Source organism: Aureimonas altamirensis, assembly GCF_023702225.1.
GTDB lineage: Bacteria > Pseudomonadota > Alphaproteobacteria > Rhizobiales > Rhizobiaceae > Aureimonas > Aureimonas altamirensis_B.
Genome location: NZ_JAMQCO010000010.1, coordinates 81,286 through 98,428 on the forward strand (window position 1 = coordinate 81,286; position 17,143 = coordinate 98,428).

The following is a 17,143-nucleotide window of genomic DNA, read 5'->3' on the forward strand; positions in this document are numbered from 1 at the left end:
CCCAAATCGATGATGCCGCAAGCGGGCCACCCACCGGGCCGGTCAAATTGCGGTCAGCACAGGATCGCCGAATGCCCGTCCGCCTGAAGAAACTGATCGGCACCGTGCTCCTGATCGTGATCGTGATCCTCTACGCCATCGTGGCGACCGCCATCGCTTCCGCCACGCTGGCCAATGCAAGCGGTTGGGTGCAACTGCTGTATTTCCTTCTGACCGGCCTCGTCTGGATCCTGCCGGCGATGTTCATCATCAAGTGGATGGAAACGCCGCCCCGCCGCTGAGGGCTTAGCGATTGGTTAACCATGATCCGCCTATGGTTAACCAGGGGTTTTGATCGGCGGACAAGATGGCACGTTTCGGTGGTTTGGCTGTGGCATTCTGCGCGTCTGCGCTGGCCACCGCCTGCACGACGTATCAGCCACCCGCCCCGGCTTTTCACCCTGCCCTGACAGGCGAGCATTACGTGGATTCCGGCGACCGGCTGCGCATCACCGTCTACGGTGAGGACGATCTTTCCAGCCAGTACGCCGTGGACCAGGCCGGCTATCTTTCCATGCCGCTGATCGGCAACGTGCCGGCGCGCGGCCAGACCACCAGTCAATTGCAGGGAGCGATCGAGGCGCGGTTCCGCGATGGCTTCCTGCTGCATCCGAGCGTCGCGGTCGAGGTGGCGGAATATCGCCCCGTCTTCGTGATGGGAAGCGTCGGCGGGCCGGGCCGCCACGCCTTCCTGCCGGGCATGACCGTGCAGAACGCCATTGCCGCCGCCGGCGGCTTCCGTCCCTCTGCCGATCAGGCAAGCGTCGACCTGACGCGGGCCGTGAACGGGCAGGTCATGACGGGCCGCGTCCTGATTACCGACCCTGTCATCCCGGGCGACACGATCATGGTGCGCGAGCGTTTCTAGAGCGGATCGCGGCGGCTTGCGCGCCACCGCGATGCATGGCGATCAGATGAGGCCGCGGCGCGCCAGGTTGCGCATCAGGTGGCTGACGCCGAAAGTCCATGGCTCGCACGCATCCGTCGCACGGATTTCGTTGACGAGCGTGCCGAGGCGCGGCGAATGGATGGCGACGATATCGCCTTCCTTGTGCGTAAAGCCCTGCCCCGCCACGTCCCGATCGTCCGTCGGGGCGAAGAGGGTGCCGAGGAACAGGACGAGGCCATCGGGATAGGCGTGATGGCTGTTGAGCGCCTGCGCCGCGAGGTCTGCCGGGTCGCGGCTGATCTTGTCCATCAGCGAGAAACCGGACAGGACATAGCCCTCCCTCCCCTCTACTGTCAGGTCGAGGCGCGCATTGCGGATATCGTCCAGCGTAAAGTTCGCATCGAAGAAGCGGATCACCGGGCCGATCGCGCAGCTTGCGTTGTTGTCCTTCGCCTTCGACAGGAGCAGCGCCGAGCGCCCCTCGAAATCGCGCAGGTTCACATCGTTGCCGAGCGTGGCGCCGACGATCGTCCCTTCCGAGGCGATCACCAGCACGATCTCCGGCTCCGGATTGTTCCAGGCGGAATCCGGGCGCACGCCGGCAAGCTGGTTGGAGCCCACCGACGACAGGATCTGCGCCTTGGTGAAGATTTCGGCATCGGGGCCGATGCCGACCTCCAGATACTGGCTCCAGACACCCTTTTCCGTCAGAACGCGCTTCAGTTCCATCGCCTCGGCGGAGCCGGGCTTCAACGCCTGCAGGTCGTCGCCGATCAGGCGGCCGACCTCTTCGCGGATGGAGCGCGCCGCCGTCGGATCGCCCTTGGCGCGCTCCTCGATCACCCGCTCCAGCATCGAGACGGCGAATGTGACGCCTGCCGCCTTGACGGCCTGAAGGTCGATCGGGGCGATCAGCCATGGCCGCGACGCATCCCGCGTGTCGGGATGGGCGTTGGAGAGGATATCCTCGAAGCGGCCGACGACGTCGCCCGCGGCGGCGCGCAGCGCGGCCGCCGGGTCTTCGCTTTCGCACAGGTCGCGCATGGTGGCGAAGGTGCCGGACAGGTCCACCACATCGCCATCGCGTATCGCCGCAACGCACGGGCCGATATCCGGCCGCCAGATGCGCGCGGCAAGTGCGGCCGCGCCGGCATCCTCCGGCAGGGGCGACAGGCCAGCCGCGCCGTCAGCCATTGGAGCTCACCACGGCCTGCTCCTGCCGGCCGAGCCCCTCGATGCCGAGAGCCACGGTTTCGCCGGCCTTGAGGTAGCGCGGCGGCTTCTTGCCCATTCCGACGCCGGGAGGGGTGCCGGTGGTGATGACGTCGCCGGCCTCGAGTTTCATGAACTTCGAGAGATAGGAAATGATATGGGCGATGGTGAAGATCATGGTCGACGTATTGCCCGTCTGCATACGTTCGCCGTCGACATCCAGCCACATGTCGAGATTCTGCGGGTCGGCGATCTCGTCGCGCGTGACCAGCCAGGGGCCGAGCGGTCCGAATGTCGGCGCGCTCTTGCCCTTCGTCCACTGGCCTCCGCGCTCGATCTGCCAGGCGCGTTCGGACACGTCGTTGCAGATCGTGTAGCCCGCGACATGCGAGAGCGCGTCGGCCTCCGAGACGTTGTACGCATCCTTGCCGATCACGATGGCGATCTCGACTTCCCAGTCGGTCTTTTCGGAGCCGGCCGGCACGATAACGGGGTCGAACGGACCGCTCAGCGCCGAAGGCGACTTGTTGAAGACGATCGGCTCCTCCGGGATCGGCAGGTTCGATTCATGCGCATGGTCGACATAGTTGAGGCCGATGCACAGGAAGTTGCCTGCCCGCGGCACCACCGCGCCCAGCCGCGCGCCCTCGGGGGCTGCCGGCAGAGAGGCCAGATCGGCCTTGCGGAGCTTGTCCAGCGCGGCATCGGAGAGATTGTCCGGCGTGAAGTCGACAATGATGGACGAGACGTCGCGGACGATGCCGTCTTCACCGAGGATGCCGGGCTTTTCCTGGCCGGCGGGGCCGAAGCGTACGAGTTTCATCTGAAAATAATCCTCTTTTCCTTGTGGGCGCGCAGCGCCGCACCCGCTTTCGACAGGACATGTCCGCCGTAACACAGGTTACGGACAAGCGACAGGCCTATTTGCCCCAGGCCAATGCAAGCGGCTGCACGTCGCGCGCAAGCTCCAGCAAGCCTTCGCGCGTGGCGGGGTGCATCTGCTCCATCGGATGGCGCACGCGGTCGCAGCCGATGACTCCGCCTTCCTGCATGACCGTCTTGGCCGCGCGCAGGCCGCACTGCCGGTTCTCGTAATTGACCAGCGGCAGCACGCGCGCATAGGCCTTCGCCGCCTCGGCACGGTTGCCGGCGCGGTGATTGTCGAACACGGGACGCAGAAGGTCGGGCAGCAATGCGCTGGACATGGTTCCGGTGGCTCCGGCGTCGAGATCCGCCATCATCGTGATCGCCTCCTCGCCGTCGAACGGCCCTTCGATCAAGTCCCCGCCGGCCTCGATGAGGGCCCGCAACTTGGCGGCCGCCTGCGGCGTCTCGATCTTGAAGTAGCGGACCAGTTCCAGCTCGCAGGCCATACGCACGAGGAAAGGCGCCGAAAGCGTAACGCCCGACAGCGGGGCATCCTGCACCATGACCGGAATTCCGGCCGCTTCCGAAACGCGCTGGAAATGCTCGAAGATGTGCTTCTCGTCGGCCCGCAGCGCGGCGCCGTGATAGGGCGGCATCATCATCAGGATGGCGGCGCCCTGCCCGGCCGCGCTTTTGGCCCGCGCTGCGGCGATGTCCGTGGAGAAGTGACTGCACGTCACCATGACGGGTACGCGACCGGCGACATGCTCCAGGCATAGCCGCGTCAGAGTCTCCCGCTCCTCATCGGACAGCAGGAACTGCTCGGAATAGTTGGCGAGGATGCAGATCCCGTCGACACCCTGGTCGATCATGCAATCCATGACGCGGCGCTGACCCTCCAGGTCGAGCGCGCCGTCTTCGAGAAACGGCGTCGGTGCGACCGGGAACAGGCCGGTGAACGGCTGGCGCGCGGGTGAACTCATTCTCTATTCCCTCCCCTGGGATCGTACGGCGTGGCTGCGGGCGGCCCATGCCGACAGCCGCCGAAATGGCGCTGTAGCGCGGCCCGCCCGGCTTGCAAAGCGAAAAGTATGATTAATCGAGCATGTCGGCTGGAAGGCTCTGGCCGAAATACTTTTCATAGATCGCGTTCAGCTTGCCGTTATGGAGGTTGGTGCCGACCCACTCGTCCAGATAGGACTTGAGCGCGTCGTCGTTCTTCCGCAGGCCGATGGCCATCGGATAGGCGGCCATCTCAAGCTTTACCTCCATGTCGAGGCCGGGGTTCTGCTGTGCCAGCGCCTGCGCCGTGGAAAGCGCCGCAGCGAACAGTTCCTGCTGGCCGGTGGCGACGGCGGTGGTTGCCGTCGCCTCGTCCTCGTAACGCACGATCTCGGCATCGGAGCCTGCCTCCTTGACGGTGCGCGTCAGCTCGATATCCGCCGTGGTGCCGCGGGCAACGGCGATGGACTGTCCCGCAAGTCCGGCAGCGTCGGAAATCTCCATCGAGGCCGGAGCGGCAATGACCACCGGGATCACGCCATAGGGACGCGAGTAATCGATGACCTTCTTGCGCTCCTCGGTGATGGAAAAGGAGGCGATCACGACATCCACCCGGTTGGAGATGAGGAAGGGCACGCGGTTTGCGCCGGAAACCGCGACGACTTCGAGCGCGACGCCCAAATCTTCCGCGAGGAGCTTCGCCGTCTCGATGTCGGAGCCGGTCTGCTGCGCCGTGCCGTCCAGCATCCCATATGGTGGATGGCCGAGGTCTACCGCGACGACGATCCGGCCGCGCGACTTGATGTCCGCCAGCGTGTCGGCGTTTGCCGAAGCCGCAAGGGCTCCTAGGGTCACTCCGAAGGCCAGTGCGCCGGCCAGAAACTTCTTCATCATATGGTCTCTCCCTTAAGTCGACTTGAGGTTCGATGGATGTCGGCGGCGATCAAAGACCGTTGCCGATGAATTGCCGCAGCTCCTCCGTCTGCGGATTGGCGAGCATGTCGCCGGGGCCCGTCTCCCAGACCTTGCCCTGGTGCATGAACACGACGAGATCGGCGACCTTCTGCGCGAAGGCCATTTCATGGGTGACGAGCACCATCGTCATGCCTTCGGATGCAAGGCGCGCGATGACGCGGAGCACCTCGCCCGTCAGTTCAGGGTCGAGCGCCGAGGTCACCTCGTCGAACAGCATCAGGCGCGGCCGCATGGCCAGCGACCGGGCAATGGCGACGCGCTGCTGCTGTCCGCCGGACAACTGCTCGGGATAGGCCTGCGCCTTGTCCGACAGCCCGACCTCGGCCAGCACCTCGGCCGCGAGCGCACGGACGGCCTCGCCCTTGACGCCATTGACCTTGCGCGGCGCCAGCGTGACGTTCTGCTCTACCGTCAGATGCGGAAAGAGATTGTAGCTCTGGAAGACGATGCCGACATCCTTGCGCAGATCGCGCAGGTCGAAGTCGCTGCCGTGCAGGCTGCGGCCGCAGACATTCAACTCTCCGGAATTGATCTTCTCCAGCCCGTTGATGCAGCGCAGCGCCGTGCTCTTGCCCGACCCGCTCCTGCCGATCAGGGCGACCACCTGGCCGGGTTTGACGTCAAGGGTGATGCCCTTGAGGACCTCGAGCGATCCGAAGCTCTTCCGGACATCGCGAAAACGCACGAGTGGCGCCGACTGGTCGGTCATGGAATCTGCCCTTTCGGGGATTGTCTGGGCGTTCATGGGTCAGGCCTCCGAACGGTTCAGGCGACGCTCGAAGCGGCGGGCATAGACCGAGAGCGGATAGCAGACCGCGAAGTACAGGAGCGCCGCGAAGGTGAAGACCACGAAGGGCTGCAACGTCGCATTGTTGAGGATCTTGGCCGAGTAGGTCAGGTCGAAAAAGCCGATGACCACCGAGTAGGAGGTGTTCTTGACGATCTGCACGAGAAAACCGACCGTCGGCGGTACGGCGATGCGCAGTGCCTGCGGAAGGATCACGTAGACGAAACGCTGAGTGCTCGTCAGGGCGAGACACTCCCCGGCCTCCCACTGCGTTCTCGGAACGGCGAGGATGCAGCCTTTCCAGATTTCGCCGAGATAGGCGCTGGAATAAAGGGTCATGGCGATGCCGGCCGACACGAGAGCCGACAGCGAATAGCCGTAGATGCTGAGGCCGAAATAGACCACGAACATGATGACGGGCAGCGGAACGCCCTGGATCAGCTGGACGTAGAGGCTGAAGGCCCTCGCCACCCAGCGATTGCGGGCGCTGCGTCCCAGCGCCACCGGAAGGCCGACGATCGTACCGCCGACGAAACCCAGCAGCGACAGAAGGATGGTCCAGCCGGCGCCCTGGACGAGAAACCAGTACTGCGGAAAAGTCAGGCCGAGCAACATGGATCGCGCCTCCTCAAAGCGGGGTCTTCAGTTTGCGCAGGCGGGGAAACGCCGCCTGAGCCACGCCGTGCAACAACAGCCGCAAGGCCGAGGCGAGCGCGAGGTAGATGACGGCGATGACGAGATAGACCTCGAAGCCGCGGAAGGTGAAGGACTGGATCTGGTAGGCGACGCCCGTCAGTTCGTTCGCCGAAATCTGCGACATGATGGAGGTGGCGAGCATCATCAGGATGAACTGGCTGACCAGCGCGGGATAGACGCGTTCCACGGCCTGCGGCAGTTGCACGCTGAAGAACATCTGGCTGCGCGACATGGCAAGGCAGGAGGCGGCTTCGAGTTGCCCGCGCGGGATCGACTGGAAGCCGGCACGCATGATCTCGGCCGTATAGGCGCCGACATTGATGACCAGCGCTATGACGGCGGCATTGAAAGGCCCGATCCGGGCACCGAGTACGGCGAGCCCGAAAAACAGCCAGAACACCTGGATGACGAGCGGCGTATTGCGGATGCCCTCGACATAGATGGTGACGATGCGTTGCGCCCAGGCCGGGCCGGACAGCCGCGCTACCGCGGCGGCGGTGCCGAGGATGAAGCCGGGCACGATGGAAACGAGCGTCATCCAGGCCGTCTGCCGGATTCCTACCCAGATGTCCGGCATGTATTCCCATAAAAACGAGAAGTCGAATTCGTAAGACATGAGAGCTCCCGCCCCTGCGAAAGACTTCCGCAGGGTTTCTCACTACTGGGTTATGCGTGTGTGTTGCGTGCCGCCGGGCCCCCTGCCCGTGACCCTAAGCCACCTTGACCATCGACAAGTGCTTCACCCCTCCCGAATTCACTTGCGCGGCGCGAGTGAATAATCTTGACTTCAGGACGGCTATCATAGAATGGCTATTGCGTGCAATGACCAATTTTAGAACCAGGTGGCGTGATGTCCGAAGCGATCGACACGATTGTCCCGACGATCCTCTTGAACCCGAAAGACAACGTGACGGTGGCGCGGGAAGCCCTGGATGCGGGCGTCGGCCTCGGGGCGGGGGTCGTCACGCTCGAAGCGGTGCCCAGCGGCCACAAGGTCGCCATCCGCGCCATCGCCGCCGGCGAACCGGTGCTGAAATACGGCCAGGTGATCGGCATCGCCTCGCGCGACATCCGGCCCGGCGAGCATGTCCATCTGCAGAACCTCGCCATGCAGGATTCCAGCGCCACCCACGAATTCGCTGCGGATGCGCGGGAGACCCCTCTTCTGCCGGAGGCGGAGCGTCGCACCTTCGACGGTTACCTGCGCACCGACGGCCAAGTGGGCACGCGAAACTATATCGGCATCATCTCTTCGGTGAACTGCTCCGCGACCGTCTCCCGCGCCATCGCCGATCACTTCAACCGCGGTGGCGGGCTGGCCGGGTTCGACAATGTCGATGGCATCGTCGCGCTCACGCACGGCACAGGCTGCGCGATCAACATGAAGACGGAAGGCTACCAGTTCCTCATCCGTACCTTGAGCGGATATGCGCGCAACCCGAACTTCGGCGGCATACTGATGATCGGGCTCGGCTGCGAGACCAACCAGATTTCCTTCATCACCGAAAAATACGGCCTCGAGGAAGGGCCGCTGCTGCGCACCATGACGATCCAGCAGTTGGGCGGCACACGCAAAACCGTCGAGATCGCCTCCGGAATCATCCGCGAGATGTTGCCCGAGGTGAATGCCGCACGCCGGACGCCGCAGCCGGTATCCAAGCTCAAGGTCGCCCTGCAGTGCGGCGGCTCGGACGGGTATTCCGGCATCTCGGCCAATCCGGCGCTCGGCTACGCGGCGGACCTCATCGTCGAGAACGGCGGTACGGCGGTCCTGAGCGAGACGCCGGAAATCTACGGCGCCGAACATCTGCTCACGCGGCGCGCCGTATCGCCGGCGGTTGCGCAGAAGTTGATGGACCGAATCGATTGGTGGCGTGAATATACGGCGCGCCACGGGGCCGAGCTGAACAACAACCCGTCGCATGGCAACAAGGCGGGCGGCTTGACCACGATCCTCGAAAAATCGCTGGGCGCAGTGGCCAAGGGCGGCACGATGCCGCTCGAGGCGGTCTACGAATATGCCGAGCCCATCGACAGGACGGGTTTCGTCTTCATGGATACCCCGGGCTACGACCCCGTCGCCGTAACCGGGCAGGTCGCCGGCGGTTGCCAGGTGGTGGTCTTCACGACGGGTCGTGGCTCCGTGTCCGGCTTCAAGCCGGCGCCTTGCATCAAGGTGGCCACCAATAACGAGATGTACGAGCACATGAGCGACGACATGGACGTGAATTGCGGGGGCATCGTCACCGGCGAGGATACGATCGAGGCAGCCGGCCGTCGCATATTCGAAAAGATTCTGGCGGTGGCGTCCGGCGACAAGCCCCTCAGCGAAGTCTACGACTACGGCGACAACGAATTCGTGCCGTGGCAGCTCGGCGCCGTGACCTGACCCGATGAGCGCGGCGGCGGAGACGACAGGACCCGGCAGGAGGCCGGCCTATGCGCGGATCTGCGATGCCGTGCGAACGGGCATCGAGCGGGGCACGCTGCCGGCCGGCGCCGTGCTTCTGGAAGGGCCTTTGGCGGAGTTGTTCAACTCCAGCCGGTCGCCCGTGAAGCAGGCGCTCGCGCAGCTCGAATCCGAGGGGCTTCTGTGCCGCTTCCAGGGCCGTGGCCTGATGGTCAGCGGTACGGACCGCCCGCTGCGCCTGGAACTGACGCAGGAACATCTGGCGATCGGAGACGATAGGCTCGCCGACGAGCGCACCGCCACCGCAGACCTCTACTACTACGAGGTCGAGCGCGAGATCCTGAAGCGCTCGCTGTTCGGCCGGTTTCGCGTCAACGAACTGGCGTTGGCCCGGCATTACGGCGTCGGCCGCACGGTTGCGCGGGAAATCCTGCTGAAGGCGCAGCTGGCGGGGATCGTGACCAAGGGAGAAAAGGCGCATTGGTGGATCGTTCCCCTCAACGAGGAACGGCTCCGCAACCTGTACCAGCTTCGGGAGCTGCTGGAACCGGTGGCGCTGCAGGCGGCGGCGGCGCAGCTGCCGGCTACCGCCCTCGAAGAAATCCAGGGCAGGCTGGATCGCGCCATGCAGCGGTTTCCCGACCTTGGCATCGCCGAGCTCGACCAGTTGGAAAAGGACCTTCACACCGACTGCCTCGCCTTCTGCCCCAACCGCGAAATCCTGGAGGCGCTGGGCCGCAGCCGCGCATCCATCATATCCGGCAAGCACATGCAGAGCATCCTCATGCGCACGCCGCGGACGGACGCCTTCCTGGACGAACACGCTGCCGTCGTGACGCGGCTGGCGCAGGGGCGGCCGGCGGAGGCCGCGGACGCCCTGCTGAACCATCTGGTGATCTCGCGCGAAAAGGGCGTGGAACGCCTCGCCGAATTTCACCGGCGGTTCAGTGCGACGGCGGTTGACTACATCGTCGATTGACCGCATTCAGCCTGCGGGCTTTAAAAGTCATATGATTGTGGGAGGGGACATGAACAGGATCGACCTTCAGGGGCGCGTGGCCATCGTCACGGGCGGGGCCCGCGGCCTTGGGGCGGCGACGGCGCGCCGCTTCATCGACAGCGGCGCACGAGTGGCCATCTGGGACATCGACGCCACCGCCATCGAGGAGGCCGTCTCGATGCTGGGCGAAGGCGCGGAAGGCCGCGTCGTTGAGTTGACCGACGACGAGGCCGTCAGGGAGGCGGCCGAGGCGCTGGAACGCGAAGCCGGCAGCGTGGACATCCTGGTCAACAATGCCGGGATCACCGGCGGCAACGGCAAGACATGGGAGCTGGCGCCCGATGTCTGGCGCAAGGTGATCGAGGTCAACCTCGTCGCGCCCTATCTGACCAGCCGCGCCGTCGTGCCGGGCATGGTCAGGCGCGGTTACGGCCGCATCGTCAACATAGCCTCCATCGCCGGCAAGGAAGGCAATCCCAACGCCTCGCACTACTCGGCCTCGAAGGCCGGCCTGATCGGACTGACGAAGTCGCTGGCCAAGGAACTCGCGGGCAGTGGCGTCATCGTCAACGCGGTCACGCCGGCGGCGGCGCGTACGCCGATCTTCGACCAGATGAGCCAGGAGCATATCGACTACATGCTCTCCAAGATCCCCCTCGCCCGGTTCCTGGAGCCTTCGGAAGCGGCCGCGATGATCGCCTGGCTCGCGTCCGAGGAGTGCTCGTTCTCGACCGGGGCGGTCTTCGACCTTTCGGGCGGGCGCGCCGTCTATTAGAGCGTCTCCGGCCCTAACCGAAATAGACGCAGATGCGTCGGCCGCCGATGATCTCGACCGGAATCTCCATGTCGTAGACCTTGGCGAGGGCTTCCGTCGTGATCAGTTGCGACGGTGGCCCCTGCATCGCCAGCCGGCCATCGCGCATGGCCACGATGTGATCGGCGTAGCATGAGGCGAAGTTGATGTCGTGCAGCACGACGACGACCGTCTTGCCGAGCTTGTCGGCTGCATTGCGCACCAGTTGCATCATCGCCACGGCATGCTTCATGTCGAGATTGTTGAGCGGCTCGTCCAGAAGCACGTAGTCGGTATCCTGCGCCAGCACCATGGCCACGAAGGCGCGCTGCCGCTGGCCGCCGGACAATTCGTCGAGGAACCGTTCGGAAAGGTCTCCGAGGTTCAGGAAGCCGATCGCCTCGTCCACCTTGGCTGCGTCGGCAGCCGTCAGCCGCCCCTTCGAATGGGGATAGCGTCCGAAGGATACGAGATCGCGCACCGTCAGGCGCATGGCGATCTGGTTGTCCTGCTTCAGGATCGACAGCCGTTTCGCCAGGATGTCGCCCGGCGTGCCCGACACGTCCAGCCCGCCGACCGTCACCACGCCCGAGCTCATCGGAGTGAGCCGCGCGACCATCGACAGGAAGGTCGATTTGCCCGCGCCGTTGGGCCCGATGATGGCGGTAACGCCACCGGCCGGTATTTGCAGCGACACCCCGTCGACCACCAGCACATCGCCGTAGGCCTTGGTGAGTTGTCCCGTTTCGATCATCGGGCGGCACCCCGCAAGAGCATGATGATGAACATGATTCCGCCGGCGAACTCGATGACGATGCTGAGCGCCGTATCGAAGGCGAAGAGGCGTTCCACGATCATCTGCCCGCCGACGAGGCAGATGATGGCGATCAGCACCGCTGCCGGCACGGTATGCCGGTGGCGGTGCGACGGGATGGCGAGATAGGCCAGATTGGCCACCAGCAAGCCGAAGAAGGTGACGGGGCCGACGAGCGCCGTGGATGTCGCCACCAGCAGCGCGACGCACAGGAGGACGCTGCGCACCGCGCGTCGATGATCCACGCCGAGGCCGATACTGGTATCCCGGCCCAGCGCCAGGACGTCCAGGACGTGGAGATTTCGCAGGGCAAGCAGGGACACCGCGACGAGCATGATCGCGGAGATGCCCAGCAATTGCGGATCGACCGTGTTGAAGCTGGCGAACAGGCGATCCTGCAGCACCACGAACTCGTTCGGATCCATCAGCCGCTGCATGAGGCCCGACAGGCTGCGAAAGAACACACCGAAGACGACGCCGACCAGCAGCATCAGATGCAGGCTGCGCATCCCGCCCGAGAAGAGCAGCCGGTAGAGCAGGATGGAAAAGCCCGCCATCACCGCCACCTGCACCATGAAGAGCAGACGCGGATCGAGCCCGGACAGCGCGATGGCGCCGAAGAAGAACAGGATACAGGTCTGGATCAGCACGAACAGGGAATCGAACCCCATGATCGAGGGGGTCAGGATGCGATTGTTGGTGACCGTCTGGAACAGGACAGTCGAAACGGCCACGGCCCCGGCGACGACGATGAGGGCGGCAAGGCGCAAGCCGCGATAGGGCAGCACGAAACTCCAGCTTCCCCGTGCACCGAGCGTCAGGAAGAGGACGATGCACAGGAGCGCCCCGGCAGCCATCAGGCACAGGACCAGCGACGGCGAAACGCGGTATTTCGTCAGGGATTCAGCCAAGACGCTTCCTGTCCTTCAGCAGCAGGTACAGGAACAGGCCGGAGCCGAGAACGCCGACGATGGTGCCGAGCGGAACCTCGTAAGGCGCGCGGATGACGCGGCCGACGATGTCGCAGACGAGGACGAAGAGCGCCCCCGTCAAAGCCACCCATGGAAGGCCGCGGCGGACATTGTCGCCGATTGCCATGGAGACGAGGTTCGGCACGATCAGCCCCAGAAACGGAATGGAGCCGACGGTGACGACGACGACGGCCGTGACCAGCGAGACGATGGTCAGGCCAAGCGCAAGCACGCGGCCGTAATGCAGCCCCAGATTGGTTGTGAAGCTGCGGCCGAGGCCCGCGACGGTAAAGCGGTCGGCGGCCACATAGGCGGCCACCGTCAGGGCCAGGGCCAGCCAGAGCAGTTCGTAGCGGCCGCGCAGCACGCCCGAGAAATCGCCCATCGTCCATGCGCCGAGCGACTGCATGAGATCGTAGCGGTAGGCGAAGAAGGTCGTTCCGGCATTGATGACGCCGCCCAGCATGATGCCGACCAGGGGCACCACGAGGGTCGAGCGGTGCGGAATGCGGCTCAGGATCGCCATGAACAGCGCCGTACCGGCCAGGGCGAACAGGCTGGCCACGAGCATCTTGCCCATGACGGGCAGGGCCGGCGCGAAGATCAGGACGACGAGCAGGCCGAGGCTGGCCGATTCGACCGTGCCGGCCGTCGACGGCTCGACGAAGCGATTGCGCGCCAGCATCTGCATCAGCAATCCGGCCACGGCCATCGCCGCGCCCGCCAGCAGCAGGGAAAGGGTCCGCGGCAAGCGGCTCACGGCCAGGACCTCCAGCGCGGCCGGGGCCGCCCGGCCGGTCAGGACATCGAGGACGGATACCTCGCTGACGCCGATAAAAAGGCTGGCGGCGGCCAGAAGGGCCACCGCCAGCACCATGTAGGGGAAGAGATGTCGCTGCATCGCAAGTTCCAGGCGCGGCGCGGCAGGCGCCACGCGACAGGCCCGTTACTGGCCGGACTTGTCCAGCGCCTGCGTGATCTGGTCGACATTCTGCTGCATCGCCTGCAGGCCGCCGCCGATCAGATACCAGTTGGCCGGCGTCAGATAGACGACCTGCCCGTCCTTCCAGGCCTTGGTTCCGCCGACGAGTTCGTTGTCGAGCATGGCGGCAGCCGCGCCCCGCCCGATGGCGGCGTCGCGATCGATGACGAAGAGCCAGTCCGGGTTCGTCTCCGCGATATATTCGAACGAGATCGCCTCGCCATGGTTGGCGACCGCGAGGTTCGGATCGGCGGGCTCGAAGCCGAAGGCGTCATGCAGCACGCCGAAGCGCGATCCCTTGCCATAGGCGCTCATCTTGTTGCCCGTCGTCAGCACGATCAGCGCCTTGCCGGCCTCGCCAGCCTTGGTGTGCAGGGCCTCGATGGAGGCGTCGAGCCTTTCGAGCGCGGCATCGGCTTCCGCCTCCTTGCCGAACACCGTCGCAAGCGTCTTCACGTTCTTTTCGGCGCTGGCGACGAAATTCTTCTGATCGACGGTCATGTCCAGCGTCGGCGCGATCGCCGAAAGCGCTTCCGCCTTCGGCCCCGATCGGCCGCCGACGATTATGAGGTCCGGCTGCAAGGCGTTGACCGCCTCCAGATCCGGCTCGAAGAGCGAACCGACCTTCTCGACGCCGGCGAAGGGCTGCAGGTAATCCGGCAGGGTCACCTGAGGCACGCCCGCCACCTCGACACCGAGCGCGCCCAGCGTATCCAGGCTCGCCATGTCGAATACGACGACCGTCTGCGGCTTCAGCGGAACCTCCTGGGCGCCACGGGCATCCTCGACCGAGATCGTCTCCTGCGCGTGGGCGACCGCTGCGAAGCTCATGGCGCAGGCGGCCAGGAGGCCGGCGACCAGAGGGGTGGACAAGCGACGGGATTGCGGCTGCACGATGGATGCTCCTTCAATTCAGGGTCGAATCTGACGGCACCTTTAAAATTATGATTGCAAAATTCAAGATTAAACTTTCGTGATCCGGGAAGGATTTTCCGGCCTCGCCTCGGTATTGAGGGCAAATGCCCGCCCGTGGCCCCCGCCGCAAAAGCGGCTTTCTTGTATCGCACCGGCAAATCGCCGACATTGGCCTGAAGGTTTTGGGAAGGCGTACTGGACAATGGCGGCAGGCACGGACGACACGCGACAGGATCGGGAACGCCCCCAGCGCATGGGCGACCTGGCAACCCTGCCCGTCTTCTTCGATCTTTCCGGCAAGCCCGTCATCATGGCGGGGGGTTCCGACGCGGCGGCATGGAAGGCCGAGCTTCTGGCGGCGGCGGGCGCTGCCGTGACCCTGCACGCCGAGGTGGACGAGATTTCGGAAGAGATGCGCGCGGTGCTGGAAGCCGGCTTTGAACGCGGCAGCATCGTGCATGTGGCGCGCGGATGGACGGAAGCCGACTTTCACGGCGCGGCGCTGGCCGTCGCCGATTGCGAGACGGATGCCGAGGCCGAAGGATTCGCCCTGGCCGCCAATCGTGCAGGCGTGCCCGTCAACGTCATCGACAAGCCCGCCTATTGCCAGTTCCGCTTCGGCACCATCGTCAACCGGTCCCCGGTCGTCGTCGGCATCTCGACCGATGGTGCGGCCCCGATCCTGGGCCAGGCGATCCGCCGACGCATAGAGACGCTGTTGCCGCTTTCGCTGACCGGATGGGCTCGGCTTGCCACGCGGTTGCGCGGCGAAGTGATGGACAATCTCTTGCCCGGTCCGCAGCGCCGCAGCTTCTGGGAACGGTTTTCCGACAACGCTTTCACGCGCAAGGCGCCGGACGATGCGGCCGAGGCGGAGGCGCGCGGATGGGTCGGCGACCTTGCCCGGTCGCCGTCGGCCGGCGGGCGGGTCACGCTTGTCGGCGCAGGGCCCGGCGAAGCCGAATTGTTGACGCTGAAGGCGGTTCGCGCCCTTCAGGCGGCCGACGTGATCCTGTTCGACGATCTCGTGTCGGACGACATCCTGGAACTGGCGCGCCGCGAGGCCAAGCGCATGCTGGTCGGCAAGCGCGCCTCGCGCGATTCCTGCCGGCAGGAAGACATCAACCGGATGATGATCCAGTTCGCCAAGGCCGGAAAGCACGTCGTGCGGCTGAAGAGCGGCGATGTCTCCATCTTCGGCAGGGCCGGCGAAGAGATCGCGGAATTGCGGCAGCAAGGCATTCCGGTGCGGATCGTGCCCGGCATAACGGCCGCATCCGCGCTTGCGGCAGGCTTCGGCGTTTCGTTGACGCACCGCGACTGCGCCCAGCAGGTCCGTTTCGTGACGGCGCATTCCCGCAAGGGCGGCTTGCCGGAGGACCTCGACTGGCACGCCCTGGCCGACGACAACGCCACGACGATCTTCTACATGGGGGGCCGCATGGCGCCCCGTATCTCCGAAAGGCTGATCGCCGAGGGCCTGCCGGCCGCAACGCCCGTTGCGGTGGCGGCGAACCTCTCGCGCGAGGACGAGACGCGCGGCGTCGGTACGCTTGCGAGCCTCGGCGCGCTGGTGGAACGGGTCGGCGTCGATCGCCCGATCCTGATCGGCGTCGGGCGGGTGTTTGCCGAATGCGAGGCCAACGTCACCGAGGGCTACGAGCCGGTGGGCATGTCCCGCCTGCCTGCCCGCGTCGCCTGAGCGCCTTACAATTCAGCTTTTTGGTGGAGCGAAGGATACAGTGTCCTTGAACTCCGGGATCGCATCCGGTTCCTCCGTCGGGGCACGGAGTTGAAAGCCGCTTTGGTCAATGCTCGAAATCTCGAGTGGCACGCAATCGTTTCCGATGGCTAGCCTACCGACCAGATCCAATGGCGCCATTTGTATATAGGCCTCCGCCTCGTCGCCAAGCCGAGCAACCGAGTTGCGGATTTCCGCTGGTGTCCACTTCGTCGGCACCCCCCTCACAGACAGATAATCCTCGTCCCAAATGGACATGCTTCTGCGTCTGATCTCATCGATCAGCCGCTGCGGCGAGTAGAATGGCGGCTTGCCTGCAGCAGCCATCACGATAGGCCCCAACGGACATAGATAGGTTCCAATCGAGACCAGATCGATGAAGTCGCGAGCCTTCGTCCGGGTGGCTGCGGCCAGCACCTTGTTGACGGCGAGGTCGGCAGGCATCAGGCGAGCGCCCCACTCGGCATCGCGGATCAGGGGAAGAAACCGTCGCCTGGACTCGCTCATCCATTGGATTTGGGCGTGGTCAGCCGCATCGCTTACCGACGCCTCGACTACACCGTAAACGTCTACATCGACACGAACGTTTAAACCAGCGTCAAGGAGGACGGCCATATCCCGGTCCGCAGCAGACCCTATTTCCTCGTCGGTATCATGGAAGATATCAATATCGTCCGATAGCCGTGGCCAATCCTTGTTCAACACGACCCCGCCAGCGACATAGCTGGAGGCCGAACGGTTCACGGCGAGGTGCCTCAGGATCCGGCGCTGAAAATCCGTCAGCGCCATCTCAGGGACGATAGATGGCGCGCAGCTCACGCCCGATGGCAAATGCACGAGCGTCGCCCCGTTCCATCAAGGCGGTCGCAACGACGCGCGCGCGCGCCGGCATCGAGTCGATCGCGGACAGATCGAGATTGTCGAGAACACGGTCGCGATAAAGATAAAGCGCCTCTTCCAGAAGCTCTTCACCTCTTGAAATGTTGTCAGCGAACCGCGCCATCGCCTTACTCCCTTACACGCCTGAAAATAGCGAGTGTAGCCACTCGC

19 protein-coding genes are annotated in these 17,143 nt (G+C 64.8%); 6 read left to right on the forward strand and 13 right to left on the reverse strand.

The window, feature by feature from the left end; translation table 11 throughout:
* Positions 1-71: 71 nt before the first annotated feature.
* Positions 72-281 (forward strand): DUF2842 domain-containing protein, encoded by a 210-nt coding sequence (locus tag NDN16_RS16785; protein WP_251114623.1) that lies wholly within the window; start codon positions 72-74, stop codon positions 279-281.
* Positions 282-346: 65 nt separating this feature from the next.
* A complete protein-coding gene (locus NDN16_RS16790; RefSeq protein ID WP_251114624.1) occupies positions 347-907 on the forward strand; it encodes a polysaccharide biosynthesis/export family protein in 561 nt (186 codons plus the stop codon).
* A gap of 42 nt (positions 908-949) precedes the next feature.
* Here NDN16_RS16790 and NDN16_RS16795 read toward each other — a convergent pair whose 3' ends face one another.
* From NDN16_RS16795 to NDN16_RS16825, 7 genes are all read right to left on the reverse strand, one after another.
* The gene (locus tag NDN16_RS16795) at positions 950-2,122 is read right to left on the reverse strand and encodes a fumarylacetoacetate hydrolase family protein (protein WP_251114625.1); all 1,173 of its coding nucleotides are present in this window, start codon (positions 2,120-2,122) and stop codon (positions 950-952) included.
* Positions 2,115-2,963 (reverse strand): fumarylacetoacetate hydrolase family protein, encoded by an 849-nt coding sequence (locus NDN16_RS16800; protein ID WP_251114626.1) that lies wholly within the window; start codon positions 2,961-2,963, stop codon positions 2,115-2,117. Before NDN16_RS16800 ends, NDN16_RS16795 begins: the two co-directional genes overlap by 8 nt.
* Before the next feature lie 97 nt (positions 2,964-3,060).
* The gene (locus NDN16_RS16805; protein WP_251114627.1) at positions 3,061-3,990 is read right to left on the reverse strand and encodes a dihydrodipicolinate synthase family protein; all 930 of its coding nucleotides are present in this window, start codon (positions 3,988-3,990) and stop codon (positions 3,061-3,063) included.
* A gap of 112 nt (positions 3,991-4,102) precedes the next feature.
* Positions 4,103-4,903 (reverse strand): transporter substrate-binding domain-containing protein, encoded by an 801-nt coding sequence (locus tag NDN16_RS16810; protein WP_251114628.1) that lies wholly within the window; start codon positions 4,901-4,903, stop codon positions 4,103-4,105.
* Between the two features lie 49 nt (positions 4,904-4,952).
* A complete protein-coding gene (locus NDN16_RS16815; protein WP_285292777.1) occupies positions 4,953-5,729 on the reverse strand; it encodes an amino acid ABC transporter ATP-binding protein in 777 nt (258 codons plus the stop codon).
* Between the two features lie 3 nt (positions 5,730-5,732).
* A complete protein-coding gene (locus NDN16_RS16820; RefSeq protein WP_251114672.1) occupies positions 5,733-6,383 on the reverse strand; it encodes an amino acid ABC transporter permease in 651 nt (216 codons plus the stop codon).
* Between the two features lie 16 nt (positions 6,384-6,399).
* A complete protein-coding gene (locus tag NDN16_RS16825) occupies positions 6,400-7,083 on the reverse strand; it encodes an amino acid ABC transporter permease (protein WP_251114629.1) in 684 nt (227 codons plus the stop codon).
* Positions 7,084-7,317: 234 nt separating this feature from the next.
* Here NDN16_RS16825 and NDN16_RS16830 point away from each other — a divergent pair, with 234 nt between their 5' ends.
* Genes NDN16_RS16830 through NDN16_RS16840 form a run of 3 tightly spaced genes read left to right on the forward strand, consistent with a single transcriptional unit; the run spans position 7,318 to position 10,652 of the window.
* The gene (locus NDN16_RS16830) at positions 7,318-8,856 is read left to right on the forward strand and encodes a UxaA family hydrolase (protein ID WP_251114630.1); all 1,539 of its coding nucleotides are present in this window, start codon (positions 7,318-7,320) and stop codon (positions 8,854-8,856) included.
* 4 nt (positions 8,857-8,860) lie between these two features.
* Entirely contained in the window at positions 8,861-9,856 is a 996-nt protein-coding gene (locus NDN16_RS16835) for a GntR family transcriptional regulator (protein WP_251114631.1), read from the forward strand.
* Positions 9,857-9,905: 49 nt separating this feature from the next.
* Positions 9,906-10,652 carry an SDR family NAD(P)-dependent oxidoreductase gene (locus tag NDN16_RS16840; RefSeq protein ID WP_251114632.1) on the forward strand — a complete coding sequence of 249 codons (747 nt, stop codon included), beginning with the start codon at positions 9,906-9,908 and terminating at the stop codon, positions 10,650-10,652.
* A gap of 13 nt (positions 10,653-10,665) precedes the next feature.
* On the opposite strand, the gene NDN16_RS16845 is transcribed toward NDN16_RS16840, so the two are convergent.
* The 4 genes from NDN16_RS16845 to NDN16_RS16860 are packed head-to-tail and all read right to left on the reverse strand — an operon-like array spanning position 10,666 to position 14,268.
* The gene (locus tag NDN16_RS16845) at positions 10,666-11,424 is read right to left on the reverse strand and encodes an iron ABC transporter ATP-binding protein (protein WP_251114633.1); all 759 of its coding nucleotides are present in this window, start codon (positions 11,422-11,424) and stop codon (positions 10,666-10,668) included.
* On the reverse strand, positions 11,421-12,341 hold the full coding sequence (locus NDN16_RS16850; protein ID WP_251114673.1) for an iron chelate uptake ABC transporter family permease subunit: 921 nt from the start codon (positions 12,339-12,341) through the stop codon (positions 11,421-11,423). The genes NDN16_RS16845 and NDN16_RS16850 overlap by 4 nt, the downstream gene beginning before the upstream one ends.
* Before the next feature lie 46 nt (positions 12,342-12,387).
* Positions 12,388-13,356: an ABC transporter permease gene (locus NDN16_RS16855; RefSeq protein ID WP_251114634.1), complete on the reverse strand. Its 969-nt coding sequence runs from the start codon at positions 13,354-13,356 to the stop codon at positions 12,388-12,390.
* A 45-nt stretch (positions 13,357-13,401) separates the two neighbouring features.
* Positions 13,402-14,268 carry a siderophore ABC transporter substrate-binding protein gene (locus NDN16_RS16860; RefSeq protein WP_285292792.1) on the reverse strand — a complete coding sequence of 289 codons (867 nt, stop codon included), beginning with the start codon at positions 14,266-14,268 and terminating at the stop codon, positions 13,402-13,404.
* Positions 14,269-14,554: 286 nt separating this feature from the next.
* Here NDN16_RS16860 and cysG point away from each other — a divergent pair, with 286 nt between their 5' ends.
* Entirely contained in the window at positions 14,555-16,054 is a 1,500-nt protein-coding gene (cysG, locus tag NDN16_RS16865) for a siroheme synthase CysG (RefSeq protein ID WP_251114635.1), read from the forward strand.
* 12 nt (positions 16,055-16,066) lie between these two features.
* Here cysG and NDN16_RS16870 read toward each other — a convergent pair whose 3' ends face one another.
* Positions 16,067-16,882, reverse strand: coding sequence for a nucleotidyl transferase AbiEii/AbiGii toxin family protein (locus tag NDN16_RS16870; RefSeq protein WP_251114636.1), 816 nt, complete (start codon positions 16,880-16,882; stop codon positions 16,067-16,069).
* Position 16,883: 1 nt separating this feature from the next.
* On the reverse strand, positions 16,884-17,096 hold the full coding sequence (locus NDN16_RS16875) for a hypothetical protein (RefSeq protein WP_251114637.1): 213 nt from the start codon (positions 17,094-17,096) through the stop codon (positions 16,884-16,886).
* Positions 17,097-17,143: the final 47 nt, after the last annotated feature.

Excerpts from the sequence above, each read along its gene's own strand:
- NDN16_RS16805 (WP_251114627.1), bottom strand. The coding sequence starts at position 3,990 with ATGAGTTCACCCGCGCGCCAGCCGTTCACCGGCCTGTTCCCGGTCGCA.
- NDN16_RS16840 (WP_251114632.1), top strand. The coding sequence starts at position 9,906 with ATGAACAGGATCGACCTTCAGGGGCGCGTGGCCATCGTCACGGGCGGG.
- cysG (WP_251114635.1), top strand. The coding sequence starts at position 14,555 with ATGGCGGCAGGCACGGACGACACGCGACAGGATCGGGAACGCCCCCAG.
- NDN16_RS16835 (WP_251114631.1), top strand. The coding sequence starts at position 8,861 with ATGAGCGCGGCGGCGGAGACGACAGGACCCGGCAGGAGGCCGGCCTAT.
- NDN16_RS16785 (WP_251114623.1), top strand. The coding sequence starts at position 72 with ATGCCCGTCCGCCTGAAGAAACTGATCGGCACCGTGCTCCTGATCGTG.
- NDN16_RS16850 (WP_251114673.1), bottom strand. The coding sequence starts at position 12,341 with ATGGCTGCCGGGGCGCTCCTGTGCATCGTCCTCTTCCTGACGCTCGGT.
- NDN16_RS16800 (WP_251114626.1), bottom strand. The coding sequence starts at position 2,963 with ATGAAACTCGTACGCTTCGGCCCCGCCGGCCAGGAAAAGCCCGGCATC.
- NDN16_RS16875 (WP_251114637.1), bottom strand. The coding sequence starts at position 17,096 with ATGGCGCGGTTCGCTGACAACATTTCAAGAGGTGAAGAGCTTCTGGAA.
- NDN16_RS16815 (WP_285292777.1), bottom strand. The coding sequence starts at position 5,729 with ATGAACGCCCAGACAATCCCCGAAAGGGCAGATTCCATGACCGACCAG.
- NDN16_RS16795 (WP_251114625.1), bottom strand. The coding sequence starts at position 2,122 with ATGGCTGACGGCGCGGCTGGCCTGTCGCCCCTGCCGGAGGATGCCGGC.
- NDN16_RS16845 (WP_251114633.1), bottom strand. The coding sequence starts at position 11,424 with ATGATCGAAACGGGACAACTCACCAAGGCCTACGGCGATGTGCTGGTG.
- NDN16_RS16810 (WP_251114628.1), bottom strand. The coding sequence starts at position 4,903 with ATGATGAAGAAGTTTCTGGCCGGCGCACTGGCCTTCGGAGTGACCCTA.
- NDN16_RS16790 (WP_251114624.1), top strand. The coding sequence starts at position 347 with ATGGCACGTTTCGGTGGTTTGGCTGTGGCATTCTGCGCGTCTGCGCTG.
- NDN16_RS16855 (WP_251114634.1), bottom strand. The coding sequence starts at position 13,356 with ATGCAGCGACATCTCTTCCCCTACATGGTGCTGGCGGTGGCCCTTCTG.
- NDN16_RS16830 (WP_251114630.1), top strand. The coding sequence starts at position 7,318 with ATGTCCGAAGCGATCGACACGATTGTCCCGACGATCCTCTTGAACCCG.
- NDN16_RS16860 (WP_285292792.1), bottom strand. The coding sequence starts at position 14,268 with ATGAGCTTCGCAGCGGTCGCCCACGCGCAGGAGACGATCTCGGTCGAG.
- NDN16_RS16825 (WP_251114629.1), bottom strand. The coding sequence starts at position 7,083 with ATGTCTTACGAATTCGACTTCTCGTTTTTATGGGAATACATGCCGGAC.
- NDN16_RS16870 (WP_251114636.1), bottom strand. The coding sequence starts at position 16,882 with ATGGCGCTGACGGATTTTCAGCGCCGGATCCTGAGGCACCTCGCCGTG.